This is a genomic window from Delftia sp. BGA-UO-ETr-SB1 (assembly GCF_059567865.1).
On record NZ_JCAQOW010000006.1, the window covers coordinates 716,523 to 739,450 of the forward strand.

General features: G+C 64.9%; 15 protein-coding genes. 1 reads left to right on the forward strand and 14 read right to left on the reverse strand.

The genetic code is table 11. The annotated features are described in order from the left end of the window. Positions 1-4 precede the first annotated feature (4 nt). Entirely contained in the window at positions 5-1,657 is a 1,653-nt protein-coding gene (locus AC57B5_RS22085) for a GMC family oxidoreductase (protein WP_496400320.1), read from the reverse strand. A 165-nt stretch (positions 1,658-1,822) separates the two neighbouring features. Here AC57B5_RS22085 and AC57B5_RS22090 point away from each other — a divergent pair, with 165 nt between their 5' ends. Beyond that, a complete protein-coding gene (locus AC57B5_RS22090; protein WP_496400321.1) occupies positions 1,823-2,623 on the forward strand; it encodes an IclR family transcriptional regulator in 801 nt (266 codons plus the stop codon). Positions 2,624-2,756: 133 nt separating this feature from the next. On the opposite strand, the gene AC57B5_RS22095 is transcribed toward AC57B5_RS22090, so the two are convergent. The 13 genes from AC57B5_RS22095 to AC57B5_RS22155 all read right to left on the reverse strand — a co-directional run bounded on the left by AC57B5_RS22095 (position 2,757) and on the right by AC57B5_RS22155 (position 22,870). Next, positions 2,757-4,043 (reverse strand): TRAP transporter large permease, encoded by a 1,287-nt coding sequence (locus AC57B5_RS22095; RefSeq protein WP_013800418.1) that lies wholly within the window; start codon positions 4,041-4,043, stop codon positions 2,757-2,759. Between the two features lie 134 nt (positions 4,044-4,177). Further along, on the reverse strand, positions 4,178-4,693 hold the full coding sequence (locus tag AC57B5_RS22100) for a TRAP transporter small permease (protein ID WP_013800419.1): 516 nt from the start codon (positions 4,691-4,693) through the stop codon (positions 4,178-4,180). Between the two features lie 147 nt (positions 4,694-4,840). Further along, positions 4,841-5,827 carry a TRAP transporter substrate-binding protein gene (locus AC57B5_RS22105; RefSeq protein WP_016450058.1) on the reverse strand — a complete coding sequence of 329 codons (987 nt, stop codon included), beginning with the start codon at positions 5,825-5,827 and terminating at the stop codon, positions 4,841-4,843. 232 nt (positions 5,828-6,059) lie between these two features. Continuing rightward, positions 6,060-6,392, reverse strand: coding sequence for a helix-turn-helix domain-containing protein (locus AC57B5_RS22110; RefSeq protein WP_013800421.1), 333 nt, complete (start codon positions 6,390-6,392; stop codon positions 6,060-6,062). Continuing rightward, the gene (locus AC57B5_RS22115; protein WP_013800422.1) at positions 6,389-6,733 is read right to left on the reverse strand and encodes a type II toxin-antitoxin system RelE/ParE family toxin; all 345 of its coding nucleotides are present in this window, start codon (positions 6,731-6,733) and stop codon (positions 6,389-6,391) included. Before AC57B5_RS22115 ends, AC57B5_RS22110 begins: the two co-directional genes overlap by 4 nt. A 152-nt stretch (positions 6,734-6,885) precedes the next feature. Further along, positions 6,886-8,388 (reverse strand): sodium/proline symporter PutP, encoded by a 1,503-nt coding sequence (gene putP, locus AC57B5_RS22120; RefSeq protein WP_012207739.1) that lies wholly within the window; start codon positions 8,386-8,388, stop codon positions 6,886-6,888. 79 nt (positions 8,389-8,467) lie between these two features. Next, complete coding sequence (gene putA / locus AC57B5_RS22125; RefSeq protein ID WP_496400322.1) at positions 8,468-12,505, reverse strand: trifunctional transcriptional regulator/proline dehydrogenase/L-glutamate gamma-semialdehyde dehydrogenase; 4,038 nt, start codon at positions 12,503-12,505, stop codon at positions 8,468-8,470. Between the two features lie 183 nt (positions 12,506-12,688). After that, positions 12,689-13,696, reverse strand: coding sequence for a fimbrial protein (locus AC57B5_RS22130; protein ID WP_197944411.1), 1,008 nt, complete (start codon positions 13,694-13,696; stop codon positions 12,689-12,691). A gap of 150 nt (positions 13,697-13,846) precedes the next feature. Beyond that, positions 13,847-14,635, reverse strand: coding sequence for a hypothetical protein (locus AC57B5_RS22135; RefSeq protein WP_496400323.1), 789 nt, complete (start codon positions 14,633-14,635; stop codon positions 13,847-13,849). A 115-nt stretch (positions 14,636-14,750) separates the two neighbouring features. Further along, positions 14,751-17,645, reverse strand: a complete 2,895-nt coding sequence (locus AC57B5_RS22140) for a fimbria/pilus outer membrane usher protein (protein WP_496400324.1) — start codon at positions 17,643-17,645, stop codon at positions 14,751-14,753. Between the two features lie 123 nt (positions 17,646-17,768). Next, entirely contained in the window at positions 17,769-18,509 is a 741-nt protein-coding gene (locus AC57B5_RS22145; RefSeq protein WP_232245260.1) for a fimbrial biogenesis chaperone, read from the reverse strand. Positions 18,510-18,659: 150 nt separating this feature from the next. Continuing rightward, positions 18,660-19,322, reverse strand: a complete 663-nt coding sequence (locus tag AC57B5_RS22150; protein ID WP_199960208.1) for a fimbrial protein — start codon at positions 19,320-19,322, stop codon at positions 18,660-18,662. 521 nt (positions 19,323-19,843) lie between these two features. Continuing rightward, complete coding sequence (locus AC57B5_RS22155; protein ID WP_496400325.1) at positions 19,844-22,870, reverse strand: fimbria/pilus outer membrane usher protein; 3,027 nt, start codon at positions 22,868-22,870, stop codon at positions 19,844-19,846. Positions 22,871-22,928: the final 58 nt, after the last annotated feature.

The following is a 22,928-nucleotide window of genomic DNA, read 5'->3' on the forward strand; positions in this document are numbered from 1 at the left end:
GCAGTCATGCGACCTTGAGCTGCCCTGTCTCTCCGTGCCTGTCTTCGCGAACCATGTCGGCGGCCTTCTCGGCCATCATCACCACGGGCGCGTTGGTGTTGCCCGAGACCAGGGTGGGCATGACCGAGCAATCGATCACGCGCAGGCCGGCGATGCCGTGCACGCGCAGGCGCGCATCGACCACGGCCAGGGCGTCGCTGCCCATGCGGCAGGTGCCGCTGGGGTGGAAGATGGTGGCGCCGTGGTTGCGGCAGAACTCCAGCAGCTCCGCATCGCTGTGCGCATCGGGGCCGGGCTTGACCTCGCGCTTCACGAAAGGGCGCATGGCCGGCGTGTCGGCAATGGCGCGTGCCGCGCGCACGGCCGCCACGTTGGTGCGGCGGTCCAGGTCGGTGGCCAGGTAGTTGGGCTGGATCGAGGGCGGTTCGAAGGCATCGCGCGAGCGGATGCGCAACTGCCCGCGTGACTCGGGCCGCAGCTGGCAGACCGACATGGTGAAGCCCGAGTACGGATGGACCTGGCCGCCTGCCATGTCGGCCGACAGCGTGGAGACGTGGAACTGGATGTCGGGCGTGGCCGCCACGGGCCGGCCCTGCTCGTCCCTGAGCGCACGCATGAAGCAGCCGCCCTGATTGATGCCCACGGCCAGCGCGCCCGAGCGGAACAGCAGCCACTCCAGCCCCAGCCTTGTCCTGCCCACCCAGGAATTGAGCTGGTCATTGGTGGTGATGGGCTGGCTGCATTCGTAGCCCAGGCGGATCTGAAGATGGTCCTGCAGGTTCTCGCCCACGCCCGGCAGATCGTGCACCACGGGAATCCCCAGGGACTGCGACAGCGCGGCCGGGCCTATGCCCGACAGTTGCAGCAGTTGCGGCGACTGGATGGCGCCTGCCGACAGAATCACCTCGGCCCGCGCCTGGGCCTGGCGCTCCTGCCCGCCTTGCCGGTAGCGGATGCCGACGGCGCGCCGGCCACGCACTACCAGCTGCGTGGCCATGGCGTCGGTTTCAATGCGCAGATTGGGGCGGCGTCGGGCCTCGCCCAGATAGGCCTTGGCCGTGCTGCAGCGCAGGCCCTTGTGGGTGGTGAGCTGGTAGTAGCCTGCGCCCTCCTGGTCGCGGCCGTTGAAGTCTTCGGTGCGGGGCACGCCGACCTGGCCTGCACCGGCGATGAAGGCCTCGATCAGCGGATGCTGTGCGCCGATGTCCGAGACCTTGAGCGGCCCGTCCGCGCCATGGCCCGGGAAGGCGCCGCGCGCATTGCCTTCGGACTTCACAAAGTAGGGCAGCACCTCCTCATACGACCAGCCCGCATTGCCCAGCGCCGCCCAGTGGTCGTAGTCCTCGCGCTGGCCGCGCACGTAGATCAGGCCGTTGATCGAACTGCTGCCGCCCAGCGTGCGGCCGCGCGGCCAGTAGATGCGCCGGCCGTTCATGTTGGGGTCCGGGTCGGTCTCGAACTTCCAGTTGTAGACGGGGCTCCACATGGTCTTGCCGTAGCCGATGGGCAGGTGGATCCAGGGCGAGCGGTCCGGCGGGCCGGCCTCCAGCAGCAGTACCCGCGTGGCCGGGTCCTCGGACAGGCGCGCGGCCAGCACGCAGCCGGCCGAGCCTGCTCCCACGATCACGTAGTCATAGCTGTCGATGGGGTCCGGCATGCAGTGGCTCCTTTTGAGTTTCTTTTGAAGGAACTATTTGTTCCTTTGGGTGAAACTTATTCGTTGCCGCCGTGGACTGCAACCCCGCGCAAACCCTTGCCGCCTCCTGGCGATCAGGCATGATCGAAAGCGTTTCCGGCCTTCCACACGACACGACACCGCCCCATGCCGCCATCCCTTGCCAGCGCTGCCCCGGACCCCACCCCTGCACGGCAGGACGAAGCGAACTCGGTCTCCGATCGCTCCCTGGCCGTGCTCGATTTCGTGACCCAGGCCGAGGCCCCGCCAGGCCTCATGGACATCGCAGCCGCGCTCAACCTGCCCAAGGCCACGGCCTCGCGCCTGTGCTCCCACCTGGAGGTGCGGCAATGGCTGCTGCGCCATGAGGGTGACCGCAGCTTCTCCCCCGGCCCCAAGCTGCTGAGCCTGGCTGTGCGCGCCCTGCAAGCCGACCCACGCCAGGCCCTGCGCCATGAGCTGCTGTCCCAACTGGTGGCCCGTCTGGGCGAGACCTGCAACCTCACCGTGCTGGACGGCACGCGCGTGCGCTACCTGGACCGTGTCGAGACCCACTGGCCGCTGCGCATCCAGCTGGAGGCCGGATCGATGGTGCCCATCCACGCCACGGCCAGCGGCAAGCTGTTCCTGGCCCATATGCCTGCGGCCCGGCGCGCCGCCATTCTGGACAGCGTGGAACTCACCGCCTGCACGGCCAACACGCTGACCACGCCCGAGGCGCTGGCACAGGAGTGCGCGCGCATCGTGCGCGAAGGCCACTCCTGCGACCGCGAGGAATTCATGCGCGGCATGATCGCCGTGGCCGTGCCCGTACGCGATGCCAAGGGCCAGTGCCGCGCCACGCTGGCCGTGCATGCGCCCGAGGCGCGCATGCCGCTGGCGCAGGCGCTGGAGGGCCTGCCGCACCTGAAGGAAACGGCCCAGCGCATGGCCGGCCTGCTCTTCTGAGGCGCTGGGCACCCCAGAAAAAAGGCCCCCACGCTACCCTTGTTGCGCAAGGTCCGTTGCCCCCAGGGGGCCGCTTTTTGCCTTGGGGCGGCCCGGCGGCAAGAAAAAGGGCCTCACTCGGAGGCCCTTGTCGTCACTGGAAGCCCAGCGTATGCGGCAACCAGGTGGACAGCGCGGGGATGAAGGTCAGCAGGCACAGCACCACGAAGTGGGCCAGCAGGAACAGCGGCATCTCGCGCGTGAGATCGGTGATGGACACGCGCGTGGCCACCGAGGTCACGAACAGCAGCCCGCCCACGGGCGGCGTGATCATGCCCAGCGTCAGGTTCACGATCACCACCATGGCAAAGTGCGTGGGATCGATGCCCAGGCTGAACGCAATGGGCGCCAGGATGGGCACCAGGATCATCACGCCGGGCAGCGGCTCCATGAAGATGCCGAACACCAGCAGCAGGATGTTCACCGCCACCAGGAACAGGGTGGGCGACAGCTCCCAGCTCACGATCAGCTCGGACAGGTACTGCGGAATGCCCTCCACCGTCAGCACCCAGGCAAAGGCGGCCGAAGTCGCCATCACCAGCAGCACCGAGGCCGTCAGCATGGCCGAGCGCGCCGCAATGCCCGGCAGCGCCGACCACTGCAGCGTGCGGTACACCCACTTGCCGCAGACCAGGGCGTAGAACACGGCCACCACCGACGCCTCGGTGGGCGTGAAGATGCCGAAGCGGATGCCCACCACGATGAGCACGATCAGCATCAGCGCGGGAATCGCCTTGAAGCTGTTGATCCACATCGTGCGGCCGTCGGGGCGCGGCTCGGTGGAGCGGTAGTCGCGCTTCCTGCACACCCACCAGTTCACGGCGGCCATGGCCAGCGCAATCAGGATGCCGGGGATGAAGCCGGCCATGAACAGCCCGCCCACCGACACGTTCTCATCCTGCAGCGCGTAGATGATCATGCTCACCGACGGCGGAATGATGGGCCCCACGATGGCCGTGCTGGCCGTCAGCGCCGCCGCGTAGGAGCGCGCGTAGCCGGCCTTGTCCATCATCTTGACCATCATCGAGCCGGGACCGGCCGCATCGGCCAGGGCCGAGCCCGAAATGCCCGAGAACAGCGTCAGCGACAGCACATTGGCATAGCCCAGGCCGCCGCGCAGATGGCCCACGAACTGCGCGGCAAAGCGCAGCAGCACATGCGTGAGCGCGCCGCCCGACATCAGCTCGGCCGCCAGGATGAAGAAGGGCACGGCCATCAGCGGAAAGCTGTCTATGCCCGTGAACATCTCCTTGAACACGATGAGCTGCGGATAGCGGCCGCCCACGAAGACGGCCAGCGCGGCGGAGATCGCCAGCGCGAAGGCCACCGGAAAGCCCAGCGTGAGCAGGACGATGATGGCGATGAAAAGCGTGATACCCATGATGTGCGTTCGAATCAGTTATTCATGGCAGAGCGATGGAACTGACACGCTCCAAGGCAGGAGACACCAAGCAAGGGCCGCCCCGCAGCGAGGGTGTCGTCCCCTGGGGGAAGGCGCGCAGCGACTCAGGGGGGTCATATGGATGCGGCTGCGTCGGCATCCATCTCATCCGACTCCGCGAACGAGCCGTCTGCGATATACCCGCGCGCAATGAACAGCAGATGCACCAGCATCAGCACGAAGCCCACGGGCATGGCCGCGTAGACGAAGGAGATCGGAATGTCCGTGGCCGCCGTGGTCTGGAAGCGCGTGGCCCAGACGTACTGCGACGAGGCCACCGCCATCACCGCGCAGAACAGGCCCACGCCCAGCACCACGAGGCGGCGCAGCCATTGCGCCTTGCGCGTGCCCACCGAGCGGTGCAGGTTGTCGATGGCCACATGGCCGCCGAAGCGCAGCACCAGCCCCGCGCCCAGGAAGGTGACCCAGATCATCATGTGCCGGGCCACTTCCTCGGCCCAGACAATGGAGTCGCCCGTGGTGTAGCGCAGCACCACATTGGCAAATACGATGCAGGCCATGGCCAGCAGCAGCACGATCAGCAGCCAGCGGTTGCAGGCCACAAGGGCGCGTTCGATTCGGTTGAGCATAGGAGTGGGCGAGGGCAGGAGGGGAGTGGCGCAAGGGCCGGGCTGCCGTCGGAGGTCAGATCATCGGCGTGGGCGCCGTGCGGGGCCATGGGGCTTGCCCGCAGCGGCGGCCCGGTGCCACGGGCAGGCCGCCCGTGGCAGGAAGGATTACTTGGCGTTGGCGATGGTGTCCAGCGTCTTCTGGCCGAACTTCTTCGCGTATTCCTTGTAGGCCGGCTCCAGCGCGGTGCGGAAGGCGGCCTGGTCCACCTTCTCCACCACCTGCATGCCGTGGCTCTTGGCCTCTTCCACGCCCTTCTTTTCCACCGTGTCCACGAACACGCGCGAAGCGATGGCGCCCGACTTGGCGCCCTGCGTGAAGGCCGCCTTCTGGCTGTCGTTCAGCGTGCCCCAGAACGAGGGCGACACCAGCAGGGCCATGGGCGCGTACACATGGGCGGTCAGCGTCAGGTGCTTTTGCACCTGCCACAGCTTGGCCGAGGCCAGCACCGAGATCGGGTTCTCCTGGCCGTCGATCGTGCCCTGCTGCAGTGCACCGATCACTTCGGGCCAGGACATGGGCGTGGGCGATGCGCCCAGCGTGCGGAAGGCCGTGATGTGCACGGGGTTCTCGGTCACGCGGATCTTCAGGCCCTTGAGATCGGCCACGCCGTTGACGGCGTGCTTGTTGTTGGACAGGTGGCGAAAGCCCTGCTCGCCCCAGGCCAGCGCGACCAGGCCGCGCTTGCTGAACTTGGCCAGCAGCTCCTGGCCGAAGGCGCCGTCCAGCACGGCGCGCGCATGCTGCGTGTCGCGGAACAGGAAGGGAATGTCCACCACGCCCACATCGGGCACGAAGTTGCTGATGGCGCCCGTGGAGACGATGGCCGCCTCCACCGTGCCCAGCTGCAGGCCCTCGATCAGCTCGCGTTCGCCGCCCAGGGCGGACGCGGGGAACTGCTTGAACTTGTAGGCGCCGTTCGTGCCCTTTTCCACCGCATCGGCCCAGGCCTGGGCAGCCGCGCCGTAGTGCGAATTCACGGCCAGGGCGTAGCCCACCTTGACCTCCTTGGTCTGGGCCAGTACGGCGCCAGCCGAAGCAGCCGCCATGGCGGCCACGCAGGTCGAAAGAAGGGTGCGGCGGATCATTTGCATAGCGGCAGTCTCACTTGTTGTGTGTTGAAAAATGGCCCCCACGCTCCCCTTGCAGGGCAAGGTCCGCGGTCCCCTGCAGGGGGCCGCTTTTCATCCTGGGGCGGCCCGGCGATGAAAAAAAGAGCCCATGGATTGTAGTGACCACTCCCCTTGTGGCGACCACGTACAAAGCGCTCGTCATGTGCGTTGAGGTGCATCTGATTTGGCGATGTCGTGGGCAGCGATCGGCATATCAACCAATGGACAGACGCACCGGCTTTCCCACGCGGCTCAACATTTCAACCAGGGCGTCAATGGTGAACTTTGCAGTCTTTCTGTTCACCACATCCGAGATGCGCGGGCGGGACACCATCAGGATCTCTGCCGCGTCTGACTGCTTCAGGTGGTGCTGTGCAATCCATTGCGCCAGCTCCGCCATCAGTTGCTCCTTGAGAAGATGGGTGTCGTTGATCTGCTGGCGCGATGCGGCTTGCAGCTTCAATGCCTCGTCTTCAGGAAAGCCCAGCTCCAGAAAGAGGTTTGCCTTCGCCTTGGTCACATGGCGGATTTCTGTATCGATCTTCATTTGTTGGCCTTTCTCATGTGGACCACGGCACGGTAGCGCGCCGATGCGATGTCCTTGTCGTGCCGGCTTGTCACCTGTGATTTCTTCTGGAAGCAGTGCAAGACATAGACCGCTTCCTCGAACTTGGCCACATACATCACCCGGAACGCTCCGCTGGCGTCCCTCACGCGGATCTCCCGTGTCCCGGCGCCCACGTCGTCGAAGGGTTTCCAGTCCTCCGGTTCCTGGCCTGCCTGAACCTTGCTCAACTGAAAGCCCGCATCTCGCCTGGGGCCTGCGGGAAAGTCCCGCAGATCGTCGTATGAGGATCCGACCCAGCGGATGTCTTTGTCCTGCTCCATGGAAGATCCTTGTATAAAATTTTATACAGGCATGCCGAAGGCGTAAAGCGGCTGTATGGCCTATTGATTGCGTGCATCAAAGCAAAAACGCCCGAGGCGCAGGCATCGGGCGTTTTGCGTCATGGCAGGGGTGCCGTCTTCGTACGCACGGCTCAGCGTGCCCCGATCCGCTCGAACTCGCTCTCCACCGCCGCATGCGCCTTCAGGATGCTTTGCGAAGGCGCAGGGCCCATGCGGCTGACGACCACCGTGGCCAGCCAGGCCAGGATGAAGCCGGGGATGATCTCGTACAGGCCCAGCCAGCCGAACTGCTTCCACACCAGCACCGTCACGGCGCCGGTGATGATGCCGGCCAGCGCGCCGCCGCGTGTCATGCGGCTCCAGAACAGCGACAGGATGATCACCGGGCCGAAGGCGGCGCCGAAGCCGGCCCAGGCGTAGCTGACCATGCCCAGCACCTTGGAGTCGGGGTTGCTGGCGATGGCGATGGCGATCAAGGCCACCAGCAGCACCATGGCGCGGCCGATCCAGACCAGTTCGATCTGGCTGGCGTTCTTGCGCAGGAAGGTGCGGTAGATGTCTTCGGTCAGCGCGCTGGAGCACACCAGCAGCTGGCACGACAGCGTGCTCATCACGGCCGCCAGGATGGCCGCCAGCAGCGCACCCGAGATCCAGGGGTTGAACAGCTGCTTGGTGATCTCCATGAACACCGTCTCGGCATTGGCGTTCACGGCGGCGGCGCCACCGGGGTTGGCCGCGAAGTAGGGGATGCCGATGAAGCCCACGGCCACGGCGCCGGCCAGGCACAGGATCATCCAGGTCATGCTGATGCGGCGCGCCGAGGGAATGGTCTGCACCGACGAGGCTGCCATGAAGCGCACCAGGATGTGCGGCTGGCCGAAGTAGCCCAGGCCCCAGGCCAGCAGCGAGACCACGCCCACGAAGCTGGCGCCACGGAACAGGTCGAACTTCTCTGCCGCCACGATGGCGTGCAGGTCCTGGCCCGGCTGCAGATGGCCCTGCACGGCCAGCCAGGCGATCACGGGCGCCAGGATCAGCGCCGTGATCATCATCGAGGCCTGGATGGTGTCCGTCCAGCTCACGGCCAGGAAGCCGCCGATGAACACATAGGCGATGGTGCACAGCGCGCCCACCCACAGGGCCGTGCTGTAGGGCATGCCGAACATGTTCTCGAACAGGCGCGCGCCCGCCACCACGCCCGAGGCGCAGTACAGCGTGAAGAACACCAGAATCACCACGGCCGTCACGATGCGCAGCACGTTGGAGTGGTCCTCGAAGCGGTTGGCCAGGTAGTCGGGCAGCGTCAGCGCATTGCCGGCGCGCTCGGTGTACAGGCGCAGCCGCGCCGCCACCAGGCGCCAGTTCAGGTAGGCGCCCAGGATCAGGCCGATGGCGATCCAGGCTTCCGACAGGCCCGACAGGTAGATGGCGCCGGGCAGGCCCATCAGCAGCCAGCCGCTCATGTCCGAGGCGCCGGCCGACAGCGCCGTCACGAAGCTGCCCAGGCTGCGGCCGCCCAGGATGTAGTCGGAAAGATTCTTGGTGCTGAAGTAGCCGATGGCGCCGATGCCGAGCATGGCGACCAGGTAGATGGCGAACATGATCGCCGTCGGGTCGTTCCAGTTGAATTGCATTGAAGTGTCCTGCGTTGGTCGTGTTTTCTCGGGTGGTGCGGGGCGCTTGCCAGGGGCCGGTTGTGCCGGCCCCGGCGGTTCAAGCCATGGTCATGAGCTGTGCATTGCCGCCTGCGGCGGCGGTATTGGTGCTGATGGATTGCTCGTGGAACAGCGCGGCCAGGTCATAGCCGCGTCCCGCATGCAGCTCGTCGCTGTTGCGGCTTTCCACGCGCACCAGGGCACCGTCGCGCGCGGCGACCTGGGCGCAGACCTGCAGCAGGGCGTCGCCGTCGCCCTCGAACAGCAAGGCCGCCATGGGCGCTTGTGCATCAGCCAGGGAGTCGGCGCTGGCGCTGTGCAGCCACGACACGCCGGCATCGCCCGCAGCGGCGCGCAGCGCCTGCCAGGTGGCGGCGCAGCCGCTGTCGGCGCCTGTTCCGTTGTCGGGCAGCACCGCATGGCAGGCGTTGCCGCTGGCCAGGGCTGCTGCCACCTGGGCCACCAGGCCCAGCGGCGTGCGCGGCAGTGCCCAGACGGGGCCGCGCGGCAGCAGGCGGTAGCGGTTGGATTCGCCCGTGGGGCCGGGCAGCAGCATGGCGGCGTCCAGGCGCGAGGCGGCCAGGGCCTCGTCGCAGGCGGCCAGGGCCTGCACCTGCTCATCGGCGGACATGTCTTGGGGCGGTGCCTTGGACAGCGTCTCGCGCAGCAGGCCCAGCAATTGCAGCGGTGCCTGGGCGGACGATTCGGCCCGCGCAAAGACGGACAGCGCCGCGCTGGCCGGCCCCTGCGCCAGCCGGTGCAGGTACAGCGGGCCGCCGGCCTTGGGGCCGGTGCCGGACAGGCCCATGCCGCCAAAGGGCTGCACGCCCACCATGGCGCCGATCACATTGCGGTTCACATAGATGTTGCCCGCATGCACGCGCTGGGTGAGGTGGGCAATGGTCTCGTCGATGCGGCTGTGCACGCCGAAGGTCAGGCCGTAGCCGGTGGCGTTGATGCCATCGACCAGCGCGTCCAGCTGCTCGCGCTTGAAACGGATCACATGCAGCACGGGGCCGAAGACCTCGCGCTGCAGGCGCGTGGTGCTGTCGATCTCGATGAGGGCCGGGGCCACGTAGTGGCCATTGAGCACGCCGTCCTTGCGTTCCACGCGGGTGACCTTCTGGCCCGCTGCGGCCATCTGCTCTATGTGCTGCTCGATCTGGCGGCGCGCCGCATCGTCGATCACGGGGCCCACATCGGTGCTCAGGCGGTCGGGATTGCCCAGATTCCACTCCTGCAGCGCGTCGCGCAGCATGGTCAGCGTGCGGTCGGCCACCTCGTCCTGCAGGCACAGCAGGCGCAGGGCAGAGCAGCGCTGGCCGGCCGAATCGAAGGCCGAGGCCAGCACATCGGCCACCACCTGCTCGGCCAGGGCCGAGGAGTCCACCACCATGGCGTTCTGGCCGCCGGTCTCGGCAATCAGCGGAATGGTGCGGCCTGCAGGCGACAGGCGGCGGGACAGCTGGCGTGCAATCAGGCGCGCCACCTCGGTGGAACCCGTGAACATCACGCCCGCCACCTGGGCATGGGCCACCAGGGCTGCGCCCACGGTCTCGCCCGTGCCCGGCACCAGCTGCAGCGCGTCGCGCGGCACGCCAGCCTCGTGCAGCAGGGCCACCATGGCGGCGGCCGTCAGCGGTGTCTGCTCGGCAGGCTTGGCCAGCACCGTGTTGCCGGCGGCCAGGGCCGCAGCCACCTGTCCGCAGAAGATGGCCAGCGGGAAATTCCAGGGACTGATGGCCAGCACCACGCCCAGAGGGCGCTGCGCGGCGTTGTCGAAATGCGCGGCCGCCTGGGCGCCGTAGTAGCGCAGGAAGTCCACGGCCTCGCGGACCTCGGCCACGGCGTTGGAAAGGGTCTTTCCCGCCTCCCGCATGATCAGGCCCATCAGCGGCTGGCTGCGTTGCTCCAGCAGGTCGGCGGCGCGGGCCAGCGCGTCGGCGCGGGCGGCGGGCGGTGTGCCGGCCCAGATGGGCGCGGCCTGTGCGGCTCGCGCGGCGGCGGCTTCGGCCTCGGCCGCCGTGGCCTCGCGCACCCAGCCCACGATGTCGGACAGCTCGGCCGGGTTGCGCATGGGCTGCCAGCCTTCGGTACGCGCCGGGTCGGCAGGCAGGTCGGCATCCGCGGGGGCGGCCAGATAGGTCTGGCGCGTGCTGTGCAGCAGCGCGGCGGCCAGCGAGGCCAGTTGCTGCTCGTGCGCCAGGTTCAGGCCCTGGGAATTGGCCCGGGCCTGCCCTGCCTTGTCTCCCTGCTGCGCGAACAGATCTGCCGGCAGCGCAATGCGCGGGTGGGGGGCGCCCAGCCGGCCTTCGTTGCGCGCGATCTTCATCACCTCGTCCACCGGGTCGGCCACCAGGTCGGAGACCGGCACGGAGGCATCGCCGATGCGGTTCACGAACGAGGTATTGGCACCGTTCTCCAGCAGGCGGCGCACCAGATAGGCCAGCAGCGTCTCATGGCTGCCCACGGGCGCATAGATGCGGCAGGGGCGGGCCAGCTTGCCTTCGGAGGCCGGGCCCGTCACCTGTGCGTACAGAGGCTCGCCCATGCCGTGCAGGCACTGGAACTCGTACTGGCCGCTGTAGTAGCTGCCGCCCACGGCCTGGGCCAGGTGGTAGATGCTGGCCAGGGTCTGCGCGTTGTGCGTGGCGAACTGGGGGTAGATGGCATCGGGCGCATCCAGCAGCTTGCGCGCGCAGGCCAGGTAGCTCACATCGGTATAGACCTTGCGCGTATAGACGGGGTAGCCGGCCTGGCCGCCTTCCTGGGCGCGCTTGATCTCGCTGTCCCAGTAGGCGCCCTTGACCAGGCGCACCATCAGGCGGCGGCGGCTGCGGCGGGCCAGGTCCACCAGGTAGTCCAGCACCTGCGGGCAGCGCTTCTGGTAGGCCTGGACCACAAAGCCTATGCCGTTCCAGCCCTTGAGCGAGGGCGCGGCACACAAGGCCTCCAGCAGGTCCAGCGACAGCTCCAGCCGGTCGGCCTCTTCGGCGTCGATGTTCATGCCGATGTCGTACTGCTTGGCCAGCTCGGCCAGCTGCAGCACGCGCGGCAGCAGCTCGGCCATCACGCGCTCGTACTGCGCGCGGCTGTAGCGCGGGTGCAGGGCCGACAGCTTGATGGAGATGCCCGGCCCCTCGAAGATGCCGCGTCCGTTGGAGGCCGCGCCAATCGCGTGGATGGCCTGCTCGTAGGCCTGCAGGTAGCGCTGTGCGTCGGAATCGGTGGCGGCCGCCTCGCCCAGCATGTCGTAGCTGTAGCGAAAGCCCTGTTTTTCATAGGCGCGGCTGTTGGCCAGCGCCTCGGCAATGTCCTGGCCCGTCACGAACTGCTCGCCCATCAGCTTCATGGCGCGGTGCACGCCCTGGCGGATCAGCGGCTCGCCGCCCTTGCCGATCACGCGCGTCAGCGCCGACGACAGGTTCTTCTCGCTGCTGGTGGACGTGAGCTTGCCCGTCAGCACCAGGCCCCAGGCCGCCGCGTTCACGAACAGCGAGGGCGAGCGGCCCACATGGGCACGCCAGTCGCCCTTGCTGATCTTGTCGCGGATCAGCGCATCGCGCGTGGCACGGTCGGGAATGCGCAGCAGCGCCTCGGCCAGGCACATCAGCGCCACGCCTTCCTGGCTGGACAGCGAGAACTCCTGCACCAGCGCCGCCACGCCGCTGCCGGCCGGCGCATCGCGCAGGCCCTGCACCAGCCGGGTCGCCAGCTCGCGCACCTTGTCGGCCTGCTGGGCATCCTGGGCGCGTGCCAGCGGCAGCAGCACCGGCAGGCACTCGGGCTCGGGTCGGTGCCAAGCGGCCGTGATGGCAGCGCGCAACGGCGTCTGCGGCAGGATGGACTGGGCGAATTCCAGAAAGGGTTGCACCTCTTGCGGGCTGCTGGGTTGCGCTTCTTCCAGCGCCACATCGCCCTGGCTGTCGCCCGCGCTGGACAGCCGGATGGTGGTCGCGCCGCGCTCCAGGGCATCGACGTACTGGACAACCGCCTGCTTGATCAGCCAGTGCGGTGTGCGCCCTATCTGCTGGGCGGCGATGCGGATGCGCTCGCGCAGAGCGTCATCAACCTTGATGCCTACGGTGGTGGACATGGTGTGCCAGTGAGGAATGGAAAAGGTGGGGAAATGCGAATGGACATGCACCATGAAGAAAACATGGTGCAACCTTGCTTGGTTGAAATGTCGCAGAGGTTGCGACGTTTTTGGACTGGGGTTAACCCTTTTGTCTCATGGCCCAAGCCGATACCGCCGTGTTGCGGCCGTGCTGCGACCGGCCTACTGGTAGTCGATGGTGAAGGTCGCCAAGGCATTTGCACTGCCACCGCCGCTCACGGTATTCCTGATCTGCCGGTAGCGCGCCTCCAGGTCGATCTGGAAATTTGCCGTGCCCTGCGAAATCGTGCCCGCCTGCCAGCCGTTGGCTGCGCCAAAGCCCTGGATCGCGCCATTTCTCAGCACCTCCACGCCAACGCCGCTGACCTGCGAGCCGGTCAGCGCCAGCACCGAGGGGACTTGCGTGTCCGTCGTGCCCGACAGCGTCACGAAAGGCTTGATCTGGGTGTTCGGGTCGCCGCCGGAGCAGCTCAGCTGGATGGAGAAGGGCACCTTGTCCGTGGTCGCACCCAAACCCGTGAAGCGTGTGTCGGGATGCGTGCCCAGCGGTACGCTGATGCTGTCCGACACCAGCGTGCAGGTGGGATTGATGGGGACCAGGGTGACACCGGAGAAAACGTATTGCGCGGCGAGTGCTCCGGCAATTTTCATTTCCATGTATGGTCCTGCCAGTTGGATCTCTCCAAAAATAGTACTGATGGGTCCTGTTTTTATGAAATCTATTGTAATGGTGGATTTTTCTCCTTCGGGAATGGTGTATGAATTCGTTAGTGTAGGTCGATCGCTGGGAATTGTTCCAATCCCTTCCATTGACATGCGCAATCCTATTCCGGGGACATTGCTGGGATAGATTCTGTCATCAGGGACTCCGAATCCTGAAAATGAAGGTCTGCCAAAGCCTGAGCAAACCACTCGCGCAGGTATTGAGGAATATCTCTTGTTGTCGATTACTGGGTTAAGCGAAATTACTGCAAACACTTTGCCGTTTGGTTCGGAGTTTATGTTGATGGGTAAACTCAGGGCCTGATTCACGGGGTAAGATGCAATGTAATGGTTCTTTCCATCAGTGGTCGGATTGGAGTCAGCCGGCATGCAGAATGCTGCATGGGATTCGGAAATGGTGGAAAAAATGATTCCCATGGAAAATGCGAAAAGCTTGTACATATTCATTCTGGTTCTCCATCTGGAATCAAGGCGGCAGTTCGAAAGAACAACGCGGCGTCTTGTGCCGTGTGCCGTTAGCCCTGGCATGTGCAGGCGCATGGCATCTCTGAGGAGTGCAGCGCCTGCTCCAAGGCCCTCGCAAAGGCAGGCTTGGGATCAGTGGCGGTTGAGCGAAAGCTGGGCGACACTGGAACTTCCCATGACCGGCTTGATGCCTGGCAGTGCATCAGCAAGGCAGGATGGAGCTTTGGCGATCATTTCCGGCAGCCTGCCCTCAGCAGCGGGGCGACCGGAAGAATGGGCGACAGCGGCCGTGGCCGGGTTCTCTGCGCTGAGGCTCGCGGTGCAGAACGGACCGGTCGGAGCGGCGGCCTCACGGTCAAACTGGTATTGGGCAATGACCACGTCGTCGACCTTGTATTGAAGAAAAACCCCTTTGAGGGGCCCTGCCTGTTTGATCGGGCCAATCTTCACCAGATAGATATAGATGGGAGCATCGGACAGTTCCTGGATGGGAAAGTAGCTCTGTATTGCATTGCTTGGGTCGGTCGGAATAGGCATTTTTCTGAAATCTATGCGCAGTCCTATGCCGGGAATGGAGCTCTCATAAGCCCGGTGCTTCTGGTGAAAGGTGCCCACGCCATACCAGCCAGAGGTTTGGTATTTTGCACAGAACATTGCACCCCCTTTCATTCCAGTATATTTCTTGTTGATGATATAAGGGAGAAAGGCGACGCGGCCCACTACACTGCCGATTGCACGAGATTCAATATCAAACGGCAGTGGGACCTCCAGCGTTCTACTGGGCAGAAGGACATAGTGATTTTTGCCATCGTTGATGGAATTGCCGACTCCATCGTTAGAGCAAAAAGCTTGCGCATGTGCCTGGCCTATGGAAAAAATGAAGAGTACTGAGGACAATGCGATGGCACGGGTAATGGTCATGAAAATGCTCCGTTGCTGAATGAAAAGGCGGTTCTTGGATTTCAATATCGCAGGGCAGGTGACCGGCGGACCGCGTGCCGGAAAGGGGGTGGGCACCGCCATGTACCGCGTCGGTTCAGACGCCGACCGAGGCCTGGGCTTGTGTTGGCGAGTCTCGCAATTCACCCACCAGGCTGCGATCGATCCGCAGGCCAGGGCTGTTGTCTGCCTGGCCGTCCGGCGCCAAGGGCGGTTGCGCCTGGCCCGTGTACTGCTTCGCATCGGCCGTGGTGCGCAAGACACTGATGCGCAGGCTCAGTCGCAAATCGCCAAGATGCTTCTCGGCCTGGAAGGGCAGGCTGGACTGGCGGATGGCGATGGGACGCGAGGTCTCGGCTCTGTGTGTCAGCGCGGCCTGATGGGACGGCGCTGCGGCAAGATGGGACGGCACGCAGTGCAGGTCCATGCTGGCTGGCACACGGGAGCCGGTGGAGCGCTCCCGCGCCGGCAGCGAATAGGCCATGCTGCAATGGGCCGTGCCATCTCCGGCCTTCCACTGGGCGTGCAGCTGCCCCTGGTCCGACAGGCCGCGCAGCATGAGCTTGCCGGCCTGGCCGACCATGCCCAGGTCCTTGCCGCTCTCATCTGACACGACGGCGCCGAAAGGCACGGGCGACGTGTCCGCCTGCGTCAGGCGCAGCACGGCTGAGCGGCTGTAGCTCGTCTTGAACACCACCATGGCGGCGGCACCGGCCACCGGTGCGACGCGCCGGTTGGCCTCCTGCAGTTCCACATCCATGGACATGCCCTTGGGGTCCAGCGACACCTCGTTCATGGCATAGGGTGTCATGTAGGGCACCACGGCATAGCCCCGTGCATCGATGCGTACGCCGGGCGCATTGGTGAGGCGCGCGCCCTCGGCATGCGGGGCCTGCACGATGGCGAAGGTCTCGCCCAGGGGCTGCGACAGCGTGACCCCTCCGGGGTGGGCGACCAAGGCGCCGCGCGCGCCCAGTGACAGTTGCTGGCCGGCCCGGCCCGCGCTCACGCTGCCGCTGAACAGCGTGTACGGGCGGCGGTAGAGGGCATTGGCGCCTGCATTGAGGCGCGATCCCTGGTTGCCGCTGCTGCCGTATTCGGCATTCAGGCCATAGGAGAGATCGCTGCCGGCCTGCCCGTAGGTGCTGGCCTGCAACTGGTTGCCGCCGCGCGAGTCATGTGTGAAACGGCTCATGACTCTGGGCTTTCCCGCCCCCAGCGGAATTGTCACCCCTGCGTACAGCTGCGTGCTGGGGCGGCCCCAGGCATCGCGCTGGCGCGAGGCCGACAGGTTGTAGGGAACGCCCAGCCACGAGCTGCTGTAGTTGAGCGTGTAGTCCACGCGGCGGCCCGCGCGGTTCCAGTAGTTGTCCATGGAGGCGGAAATGCTCAGGTTGCCGCCTTGCTCGCCCAGGCGCTGGCTCAGTGTCATTGCGGCGCGCGTGCGCGGGCGCGACAGCGGGGGCGGTGCGCCGCTGGCAGCGGGCCGGGTCAGGTCGCGCGCCCGCATGGCCTCGTTGATGCCGAAGAACCCGTTGGTGGAATAGCGGTAGGCAGCCAGGGTGATGCCCGTGCCGGACTCCGGGAAGGTCTTGGCGTAGGTGACTCTCAGGCTTTGTCCTGAGTAGCTGCGGTCATGGGGAATGCGGGTGTTGGCGTGTGTGAGGTCCAGGCCAAAGGCACCCCATGGTGTATTGAACACGGCGCCCAGCGTGGGCGAGAAATAGCCCCTGGCGACCGTGGCGCCGCCATAGGCCGTGAGCATGTTCGAGAAGCCGTACTGCCAGCCTGCCTGCGAGAAGAACGGAGCGCTCTCACGCAGGCCGCGCACCGCGCCCGCCGTGAGGCTGTAGCGGTGCTGGGCCTCGCGCAGCGAACGAGGAACGGCCGCATAGGGCACCGAGAAGGAACGCACGGAGCCGTCGGCCTCCTCGATGTCCACCTGCAGGTCGCCGCCATAGCCGGTGGGGTACAGGTCATTGATCACGAAGGCGCCCGGTGCCACCGTGGTCTCTTGCAGCTTGATGCCGTTCTGGCGGATGACCACCCGGGCGTTGGAATTGGCCACGCCGCGCACCACGGGCGCGAAGCCGCGCTGCGACTCGGGCAGCATGCGGTCGTCCGTGCGCAGCCGCAGGCCGCGGAAGGAGACCGAGTCCATGATCTCCCCGTCGGTGTAGGTGTCGCCCAGGATCAGTTGCGAAGACCAGTCGGCGATGTCGCGCTGCACATAGGCCGAGATGCTCTGATAACGGCTCGGTCCCTGATCGCTCCAACTGAACGAGCCACTGTGCCGGAAATGCCAGCGCGCATAGTTGAAGCCGCTGTTCAGGCCCAGGTAGCCCTGGGTGCTGCTGCCAGCCCGCCCGCCGCGTGCATGGTAGGTGTTGAAGTCGTAGCCCAGGAGGCCCGCCGGCACGCCTGCGTCCCATTGCTCCGGGCCGACATGGCCGCTGGTCACGCGCCGCATCAGGATCTGGGGGATGGTCACCTCCAGCCGCTGCGAAGCGATGTTGAAGCGCGCGGATGCGCCGGGCACCGACTGTTCGATGCGCAGGCAGGCCGGGCCGTCGCCTGCATCCGCTTCGATGGCGGGCACGCGGGCCAGATCAACGCCGATGCCCTCCAGCAGGGCGGGGTCGAAACAGGGTTGCGCGACGGTGCCGGGCGCAGGCTCGGTGAACCGTACCTCAGCCCGGCCCACCCAGTCGCCGTTGACCTGGAGGTCGGGGTGGTACAGACCCGGCTCCACCGCGTTGCCATCGGCAAAGCGCGAGATATCGATCGCGCTGCCTCCTCCCCGCAGAAATTCGCTGTTGAATTCCATCCGCTGAGGGCGCGCGGGTGGCGTCTGTTCCGTGGTGCGTTCCGTCTGCGAGGCGCGCATGTCCACTTGCCAGCAGGCCAGAGCTGTCAGCAGCAGGGCATGAAATGGTCTGGCATTGAATGGCCATCGGCCTGCATGGCGTCCCGTGCCGGGTCTTTTCTTCATTGCAATCCCTCCCCAAAGGGCTAGCTTTTGCGCGCCGTCGTGTGTCGCGGCGCTGTTTGCCATGGCCGAATACGCCGGCTGCGCGTGAAGCCTTTTTGTGCAGTCGTGGCGCATGGGTGGACGTCAGCGCGCCAACTCGACCCTGTGGCCCTCGGTTCCGCCCCAGTCATCGACGCTGGTATAAACAACGGCTGCGCCTGAGGGAGGCTGCGGCGGCGGGTGCTCGCCTTTGTTTGCCTTGCTGATGAATGCAAACGTTGCGGTTTCCCCTGGCAGTACTTGGCCCACACCCGCTTCGAAGGTTTTGCCACCCGCCTCCAGGGCGACACGGCCCAGGTTGGCTATGTAAGCGGTCATGTTGTGCGCCTTCAGCACGATCTGCCCGTCCTCGACCGTGTCTGTAATCCACTGCAACTGCTTGGGTGCATCCCGTGGCTTGCCCGGCAGTCCCTCAGGCCGGTACATCAGCTTGATGCGTGTGCGAAATGCAAGCGCCAGAGCGCCGGAGGAGTCCTTCTGGTTCTCGACCTTGGGCGGCACATCGAGCACGTTGAGCCAGAACAGCGACTCCCTGTCCTGCGGCAGGGCCTGGCCCGAATGGATGATGCGCAGCATCTGCTGATCACCTGGTTCCATGCGGGTGAGCGATGGAGTGACCACGAAAGGCACTTCGATGCTGTCGGGTGATTCACCCTCATCGCCCCTGTCCAGCCAGGACTGTGCCAACACCGGCCTTTTCCCCTTATTGAAGATCTTGAGGGTGACTTCGGTTTCAGCGCCTGGAAATACGACCCGCGTTCCATAGAGAATGATGCTGGCATGGGCGGAAATGGCACAAAGGAGCAATGAGGCCATGGCCAGCATGTGCAACAGTATGCTGCAGTGGCGATTTTTCCACGACATAGATGATCCTGTTATTGGGGATTGGAAGAAATGTCGCTGGTGTGGGTGAATTGAAGGCGCCAGCCTTAAAATATCGGCTGGCGCCTTTCGTTTTTATTAAACGACCGGCTCCTATGGATACACCAGAGTGAACGTGGCAGCGGAGTTTGCTATTCCTGTTTTGAGGGTCTCAGCTACCCGGTATCTGGCGCCGTAGGTGACTGTGACTGTAGTATCTGTGAGTGCAAACAGGCTGCTGGGATTATTCAGGTTTATGGCGGAGCCTGATTCCAGAATTTGAATGTCTACACTGCTGTTTGTGGTTGAGAGATTTCCAGCCCTCTGAGTGTTGTAGCCGGGCCCGGCTGCGAATTTGAATTGGCCGGTGTTCGGGTGACCGGTAGTGGTGCCGGGGGTGCAGCCAAGTAGCCGGATGGTGAAGGTCTTTGTGTAGTCGTTGGTTGCAACGTCGTTAACGGCAACGGCGGTGCCGGCGACACCGGCGAAGCCGGTACGGTCTGGAGGCACGGCACCAAAATCGACGGGTATATTCCTGGTGGTTGAATCAATTTCACATGTGGCGGGAGTAATGTTGCCTGTGAAATTGATTCTTCCCTCCAGAACCCTCTGTGCATGGGCAGAGCCAAATGCCCCAATGGATAGGGCGGCGATCAAGAGTTTCAGTGCTGAAAACTTCATTTGTATATGCCTGTTGAGAATGGTTTGCATGAATCTGGTGTATCGCTTGAATACATGTGATGTGGTTGCTTGTAATTGGCTTTCCTTGATGTACATCCTCCCATGAAAATCATGAATCAGAAATGGCTTGGATAATGTTTGAGCAAAGGTTCCTGTCCCGTTTGGGAGGAGATGTCCTTCGCTCCTGCGAAGCAAGAAAGCCGCTGCTCTATGGAAGCGGAAGATATGGCGCTATTGTTGGATTTAAGGGCGCAGTGCATGGAGACGCCCCCGTGGATAGGGCCGGGCAATGATTGCCCATTACAAGCAAGACTATGTCATGCGAGAAATTCTGGCGAAATATCAATTGAATGAATATAGGCCTGCTCCGAATTTCGCCGGATTTTTCTAGGAATGTTCCTGCTCTTTGGGGATGTTTGCGTTGATTCCTGGAATTGTTCTTGGCTGCTTCCAGGTGGCAAAGAAAAAGACGGCTGTTGGTGCCGTCATGAGCCATTCAGATGCGGGGCCGTGCCGCCTGGCGAGGCGGCAAGGGGGCTGTGGCGCAACGGGGCCGGGATTGTGCTGCCGAAGCAGGATTGCGTGCAGCACGGTCCTAGGCACGCACCAGAGGGTATTCATGTCCTGCCGGTGGGGCTCAAGGCGCTGATCTTCAGGCTGGGCTGCAAGACTGCCATCTGGCGGTTCGTTTTGAATCCATGCGCTTGAGGCATGGCTGCAGGCTGTGCGGACTTTTCGTCGGGAGAGACGCTCTTGTCCAGGCTCCTGGCGGTACGGGTTGTCGTGGGCAGTGCACTGATCTTGATGCTCATGCGCAGTCCACCGATATCGCGCTCCGGCCTCGTTGCGGGCTGGGCTTCTGCCAAGGGCTTGCTTGCCTGGGCCAGAGCCACGGAGGTGGCTGGGGACGCGTTCATGGATGCAGGATTCGAGGACGCGGAGGTTGAAGCCGATGGGGCCGTGCTTGCTGCAATCTTTGCCGCGTCGGCCGATGCTGCGACGGCCTTGGCAGGCATGCCCGCCATCATCAGAGGAACCAGGTCATTGCTGGCCACGCACGGCAGTTCCAGGCTTTGCGGCGGCTGGTAGGTGGTGTTGCGCTTTCTTTCAGGAAGGGTATAGGAGAGGTTGCAGCCCACCATGCCGGTGTCGGTCTTCCATTGCACCTGCAGTTCGCCCTGGTCTGACAGCCCACGCGCCAGAAGCTTGCCGGCCTGGCCGATCATGCCCAACTCCTTGCCGTCCATGTCCAGCACGCTGGCGCCAAAGGGCACAGGCATGTTGCCGGCCTGCCGCGCGCGGATCACGGCCGAGCGGCCATAGGCTGTCTTGAACACCAGCAGTGGCACGGCGCCGGCCAGCGGCGCGACGTGCTGGCTGGTTTCCTTGAGTTCCACGTCCGTCGACAGGCCCTTGGGATCGATGGAGACCTCGTTCATCGAGAACGGCGTCAGATACGGGACGACGGCATAGCCCCGGCTGTCCACCTTCACTCCGGGCGCGTTGTTGATGCGCGCGCCTTCCGCGTTCTTGGCCTCCACGATGGCAAAGGTGTCAGACACCGATTGCGACAGCGTCACGCCGCCCGGGTGGGCCACGATGGCGCCACGCGCGCCTACCGAGAACTGCTGGTAGCCGCTGCTGGCGCTGACGCTGCCGCTGAGTTCGGTCTGCGATGCGCGGTAGGTGGCGTTGGCGCTGGCACTGGTGCTGCTGCCATTCATGCCACCGGTGTTGTGGTTGGCGCTGAGGCCGTAGGAGATGGCGTTGTCGTCGCCCAGCAGCCCGGACAGGTTGGCCTGGGCCTGCACGCGGCCGCGCGAGTCGCGGTTGGTATTGGTGGAGAGCATCATGCCGCGCTCCATGCTGAGCGGAATCGACAGGCCCACGTGCAGGAACGTGTTGGACTGTCCCCATGCATCGCGCTGGCGCGCCGCGGAGAGGTTGTAGGAGATGTTGCGGAACGAGTTGCTGTAGCCAATGGCGTAGTCGACGTTGGAGCCCTGGCGGTTCCAGTACTTGGCAGTGGACGCCGTGAGGCTGAGGCTGCCTCCCCCGGGGCCAAACTGCTGGCCCATGACCAGAGAGGCGCGATTGCGAGGCCGGTACAGGTCCGTGGAGGGCCGTAGCAGATTGGCCTGATCCCGTGCGCGCATGGCGTCGTTGAGGCCGAAGAATCCGTTGGTGGAGTAGCGATAGGCGGCAATGGCCACGTGGGTGCCGGTCTGCGCAAAGGACTTGGCGTAGCTGGCACGCAAGCTCTGTCCGGAAAAGGAGCCGTCATTGGGAATGCTGGTGGAGGCGTGCGTGATGTCTGCACCAAAGGCACCCCAGGGCGTGGTGAGCGCCGCGCCAATCATGGGCGAGATATGGCCCTTGGCCACGGACACGCCGCCGTAGCCGGTCAGCATGTTGGTGAAGCCGTGCTGCCAGGTCGCCTGCGAGAACAGCGGCGAAGTATTGGGCAGGTGGCGCACCACGCCCGCCGTGAGGCTGTAGCGGTCCTGCCCCTCGCGCAGCGACAGCGGCACGGCCGCGTAGGGCACGGCAAAGCTGCGCACGGCCCCATTGGCCTCGGTGATGCTGACTTGCAGGTCGCCGCCGTAGCCCGTGGGGTAGAGGTCGTTGATGACGAAGGCGCCGGGCGCCACCGTGGTTTCGTAGAGCTTGATGCCGTTCTGCGTGATGGTGACTCGGGCATTGGTGTTGGCCACGCCGCGCACCACGGGCGCGTAGCCGCGCTGGGAGTCGGGCAGCATGCGGTCGTCACTGTTCAAGCGTATGCCGCGAAACGAGGTGGAGTCCATCAGGTCGCCACCCGTGTAGGTGTCGCCCAGTATGAGTTGGGAAGACCAGTCGGCAATGTCGCGCTGTGCGTAGGTGGAGATGTTCTGGTAGTTGCCCCGTCCAGTGTCCGCCCAGCTGAAGGAGCCGTTGTGCCGGAAATGCCAGCGGTCGATGTTGACGCCACCGTTCAGGCCCAGGTAGCTCTGCGTGGTGTTTTCTGCGTTGCTGGAGCGTCCGTGATAGGTATTGAACTGGTAGCCGAGCAGGCCGACAGGCACGCCGGCGCTCCATTGGTCGGGGCTGACATAGCCGCGCACCGAGCGGCGCAGCGCGGCCTGGGGCACGCTCAGGTCCAGTCGCTGCTTGCCGAAGTCGAAACTGGTGAAGGCGCCCGCGATGATCTGGTCCAGACGGTTGCAGCCACCGTCGGCCACCAGCTTCAAGGCGGCCTCGGGCGGCAGGCGCGAGAGGTCGATGCCCACCTTCTCCAGCAGTGCTTTGTCCAGGCAGGGCAGCGCGTCTTGCGAACCAGCCAGTGCCTTGAACTGCACTTCGCTGCGGCCAACCCAGTTGCCGTTGATGTAGATGTCTGGGTTGTAGCTGCCTGCCGTGACCACGTTGGCGCGCGAGTAGCGCGAGACGTCAATGGTCTGCTTGCCGGTGTTCAGAAAGCTGGGATCGAAGTCGACGGCAGCCGGCGTGGGCTGCCACTGGCCGGTGGACGTGGAGGTCGTGACTTCCTTGACCTGCTGGCCCTGCTGGGCCTCGGACTGCCAGCACACCAGCACGGAGAGCAGCAGCGCATGGCCGGGCTTCAGTTGGAAATATCCGGCAGGGCCTTGGCCTGGCCCCGGCATTGTTCCTTGTCCTTGCCTTGTATGCCGGCTTTTGATTCCCTTTTCTGAATATGGAAAG

What these genes read in the sequence shown, in the direction of transcription:
- AC57B5_RS22085 (WP_496400320.1), bottom strand. Translation starts at nt 1,657, where the DNA reads ATGCCGGACCCCATCGACAGCTATGACTACGTGATCGTGGGAGCAGGC.
- AC57B5_RS22090 (WP_496400321.1), top strand. Translation starts at nt 1,823, where the DNA reads ATGCCGCCATCCCTTGCCAGCGCTGCCCCGGACCCCACCCCTGCACGG.
- AC57B5_RS22095 (WP_013800418.1), bottom strand. Translation starts at nt 4,043, where the DNA reads ATGGGTATCACGCTTTTCATCGCCATCATCGTCCTGCTCACGCTGGGC.
- AC57B5_RS22100 (WP_013800419.1), bottom strand. Translation starts at nt 4,693, where the DNA reads ATGCTCAACCGAATCGAACGCGCCCTTGTGGCCTGCAACCGCTGGCTG.
- AC57B5_RS22105 (WP_016450058.1), bottom strand. Translation starts at nt 5,827, where the DNA reads ATGCAAATGATCCGCCGCACCCTTCTTTCGACCTGCGTGGCCGCCATG.
- AC57B5_RS22110 (WP_013800421.1), bottom strand. Translation starts at nt 6,392, where the DNA reads ATGAAGATCGATACAGAAATCCGCCATGTGACCAAGGCGAAGGCAAAC.
- AC57B5_RS22115 (WP_013800422.1), bottom strand. Translation starts at nt 6,733, where the DNA reads ATGGAGCAGGACAAAGACATCCGCTGGGTCGGATCCTCATACGACGAT.
- putP (WP_012207739.1), bottom strand. Translation starts at nt 8,388, where the DNA reads ATGCAATTCAACTGGAACGACCCGACGGCGATCATGTTCGCCATCTAC.
- putA (WP_496400322.1), bottom strand. Translation starts at nt 12,505, where the DNA reads ATGTCCACCACCGTAGGCATCAAGGTTGATGACGCTCTGCGCGAGCGC.
- AC57B5_RS22130 (WP_197944411.1), bottom strand. Translation starts at nt 13,696, where the DNA reads ATGAATATGTACAAGCTTTTCGCATTTTCCATGGGAATCATTTTTTCC.
- AC57B5_RS22135 (WP_496400323.1), bottom strand. Translation starts at nt 14,635, where the DNA reads ATGACCATTACCCGTGCCATCGCATTGTCCTCAGTACTCTTCATTTTT.
- AC57B5_RS22140 (WP_496400324.1), bottom strand. Translation starts at nt 17,645, where the DNA reads ATGAAGAAAAGACCCGGCACGGGACGCCATGCAGGCCGATGGCCATTC.
- AC57B5_RS22145 (WP_232245260.1), bottom strand. Translation starts at nt 18,509, where the DNA reads ATGCTGGCCATGGCCTCATTGCTCCTTTGTGCCATTTCCGCCCATGCC.
- AC57B5_RS22150 (WP_199960208.1), bottom strand. Translation starts at nt 19,322, where the DNA reads ATGTACATCAAGGAAAGCCAATTACAAGCAACCACATCACATGTATTC.
- AC57B5_RS22155 (WP_496400325.1), bottom strand. Translation starts at nt 22,870, where the DNA reads ATGCCGGGGCCAGGCCAAGGCCCTGCCGGATATTTCCAACTGAAGCCC.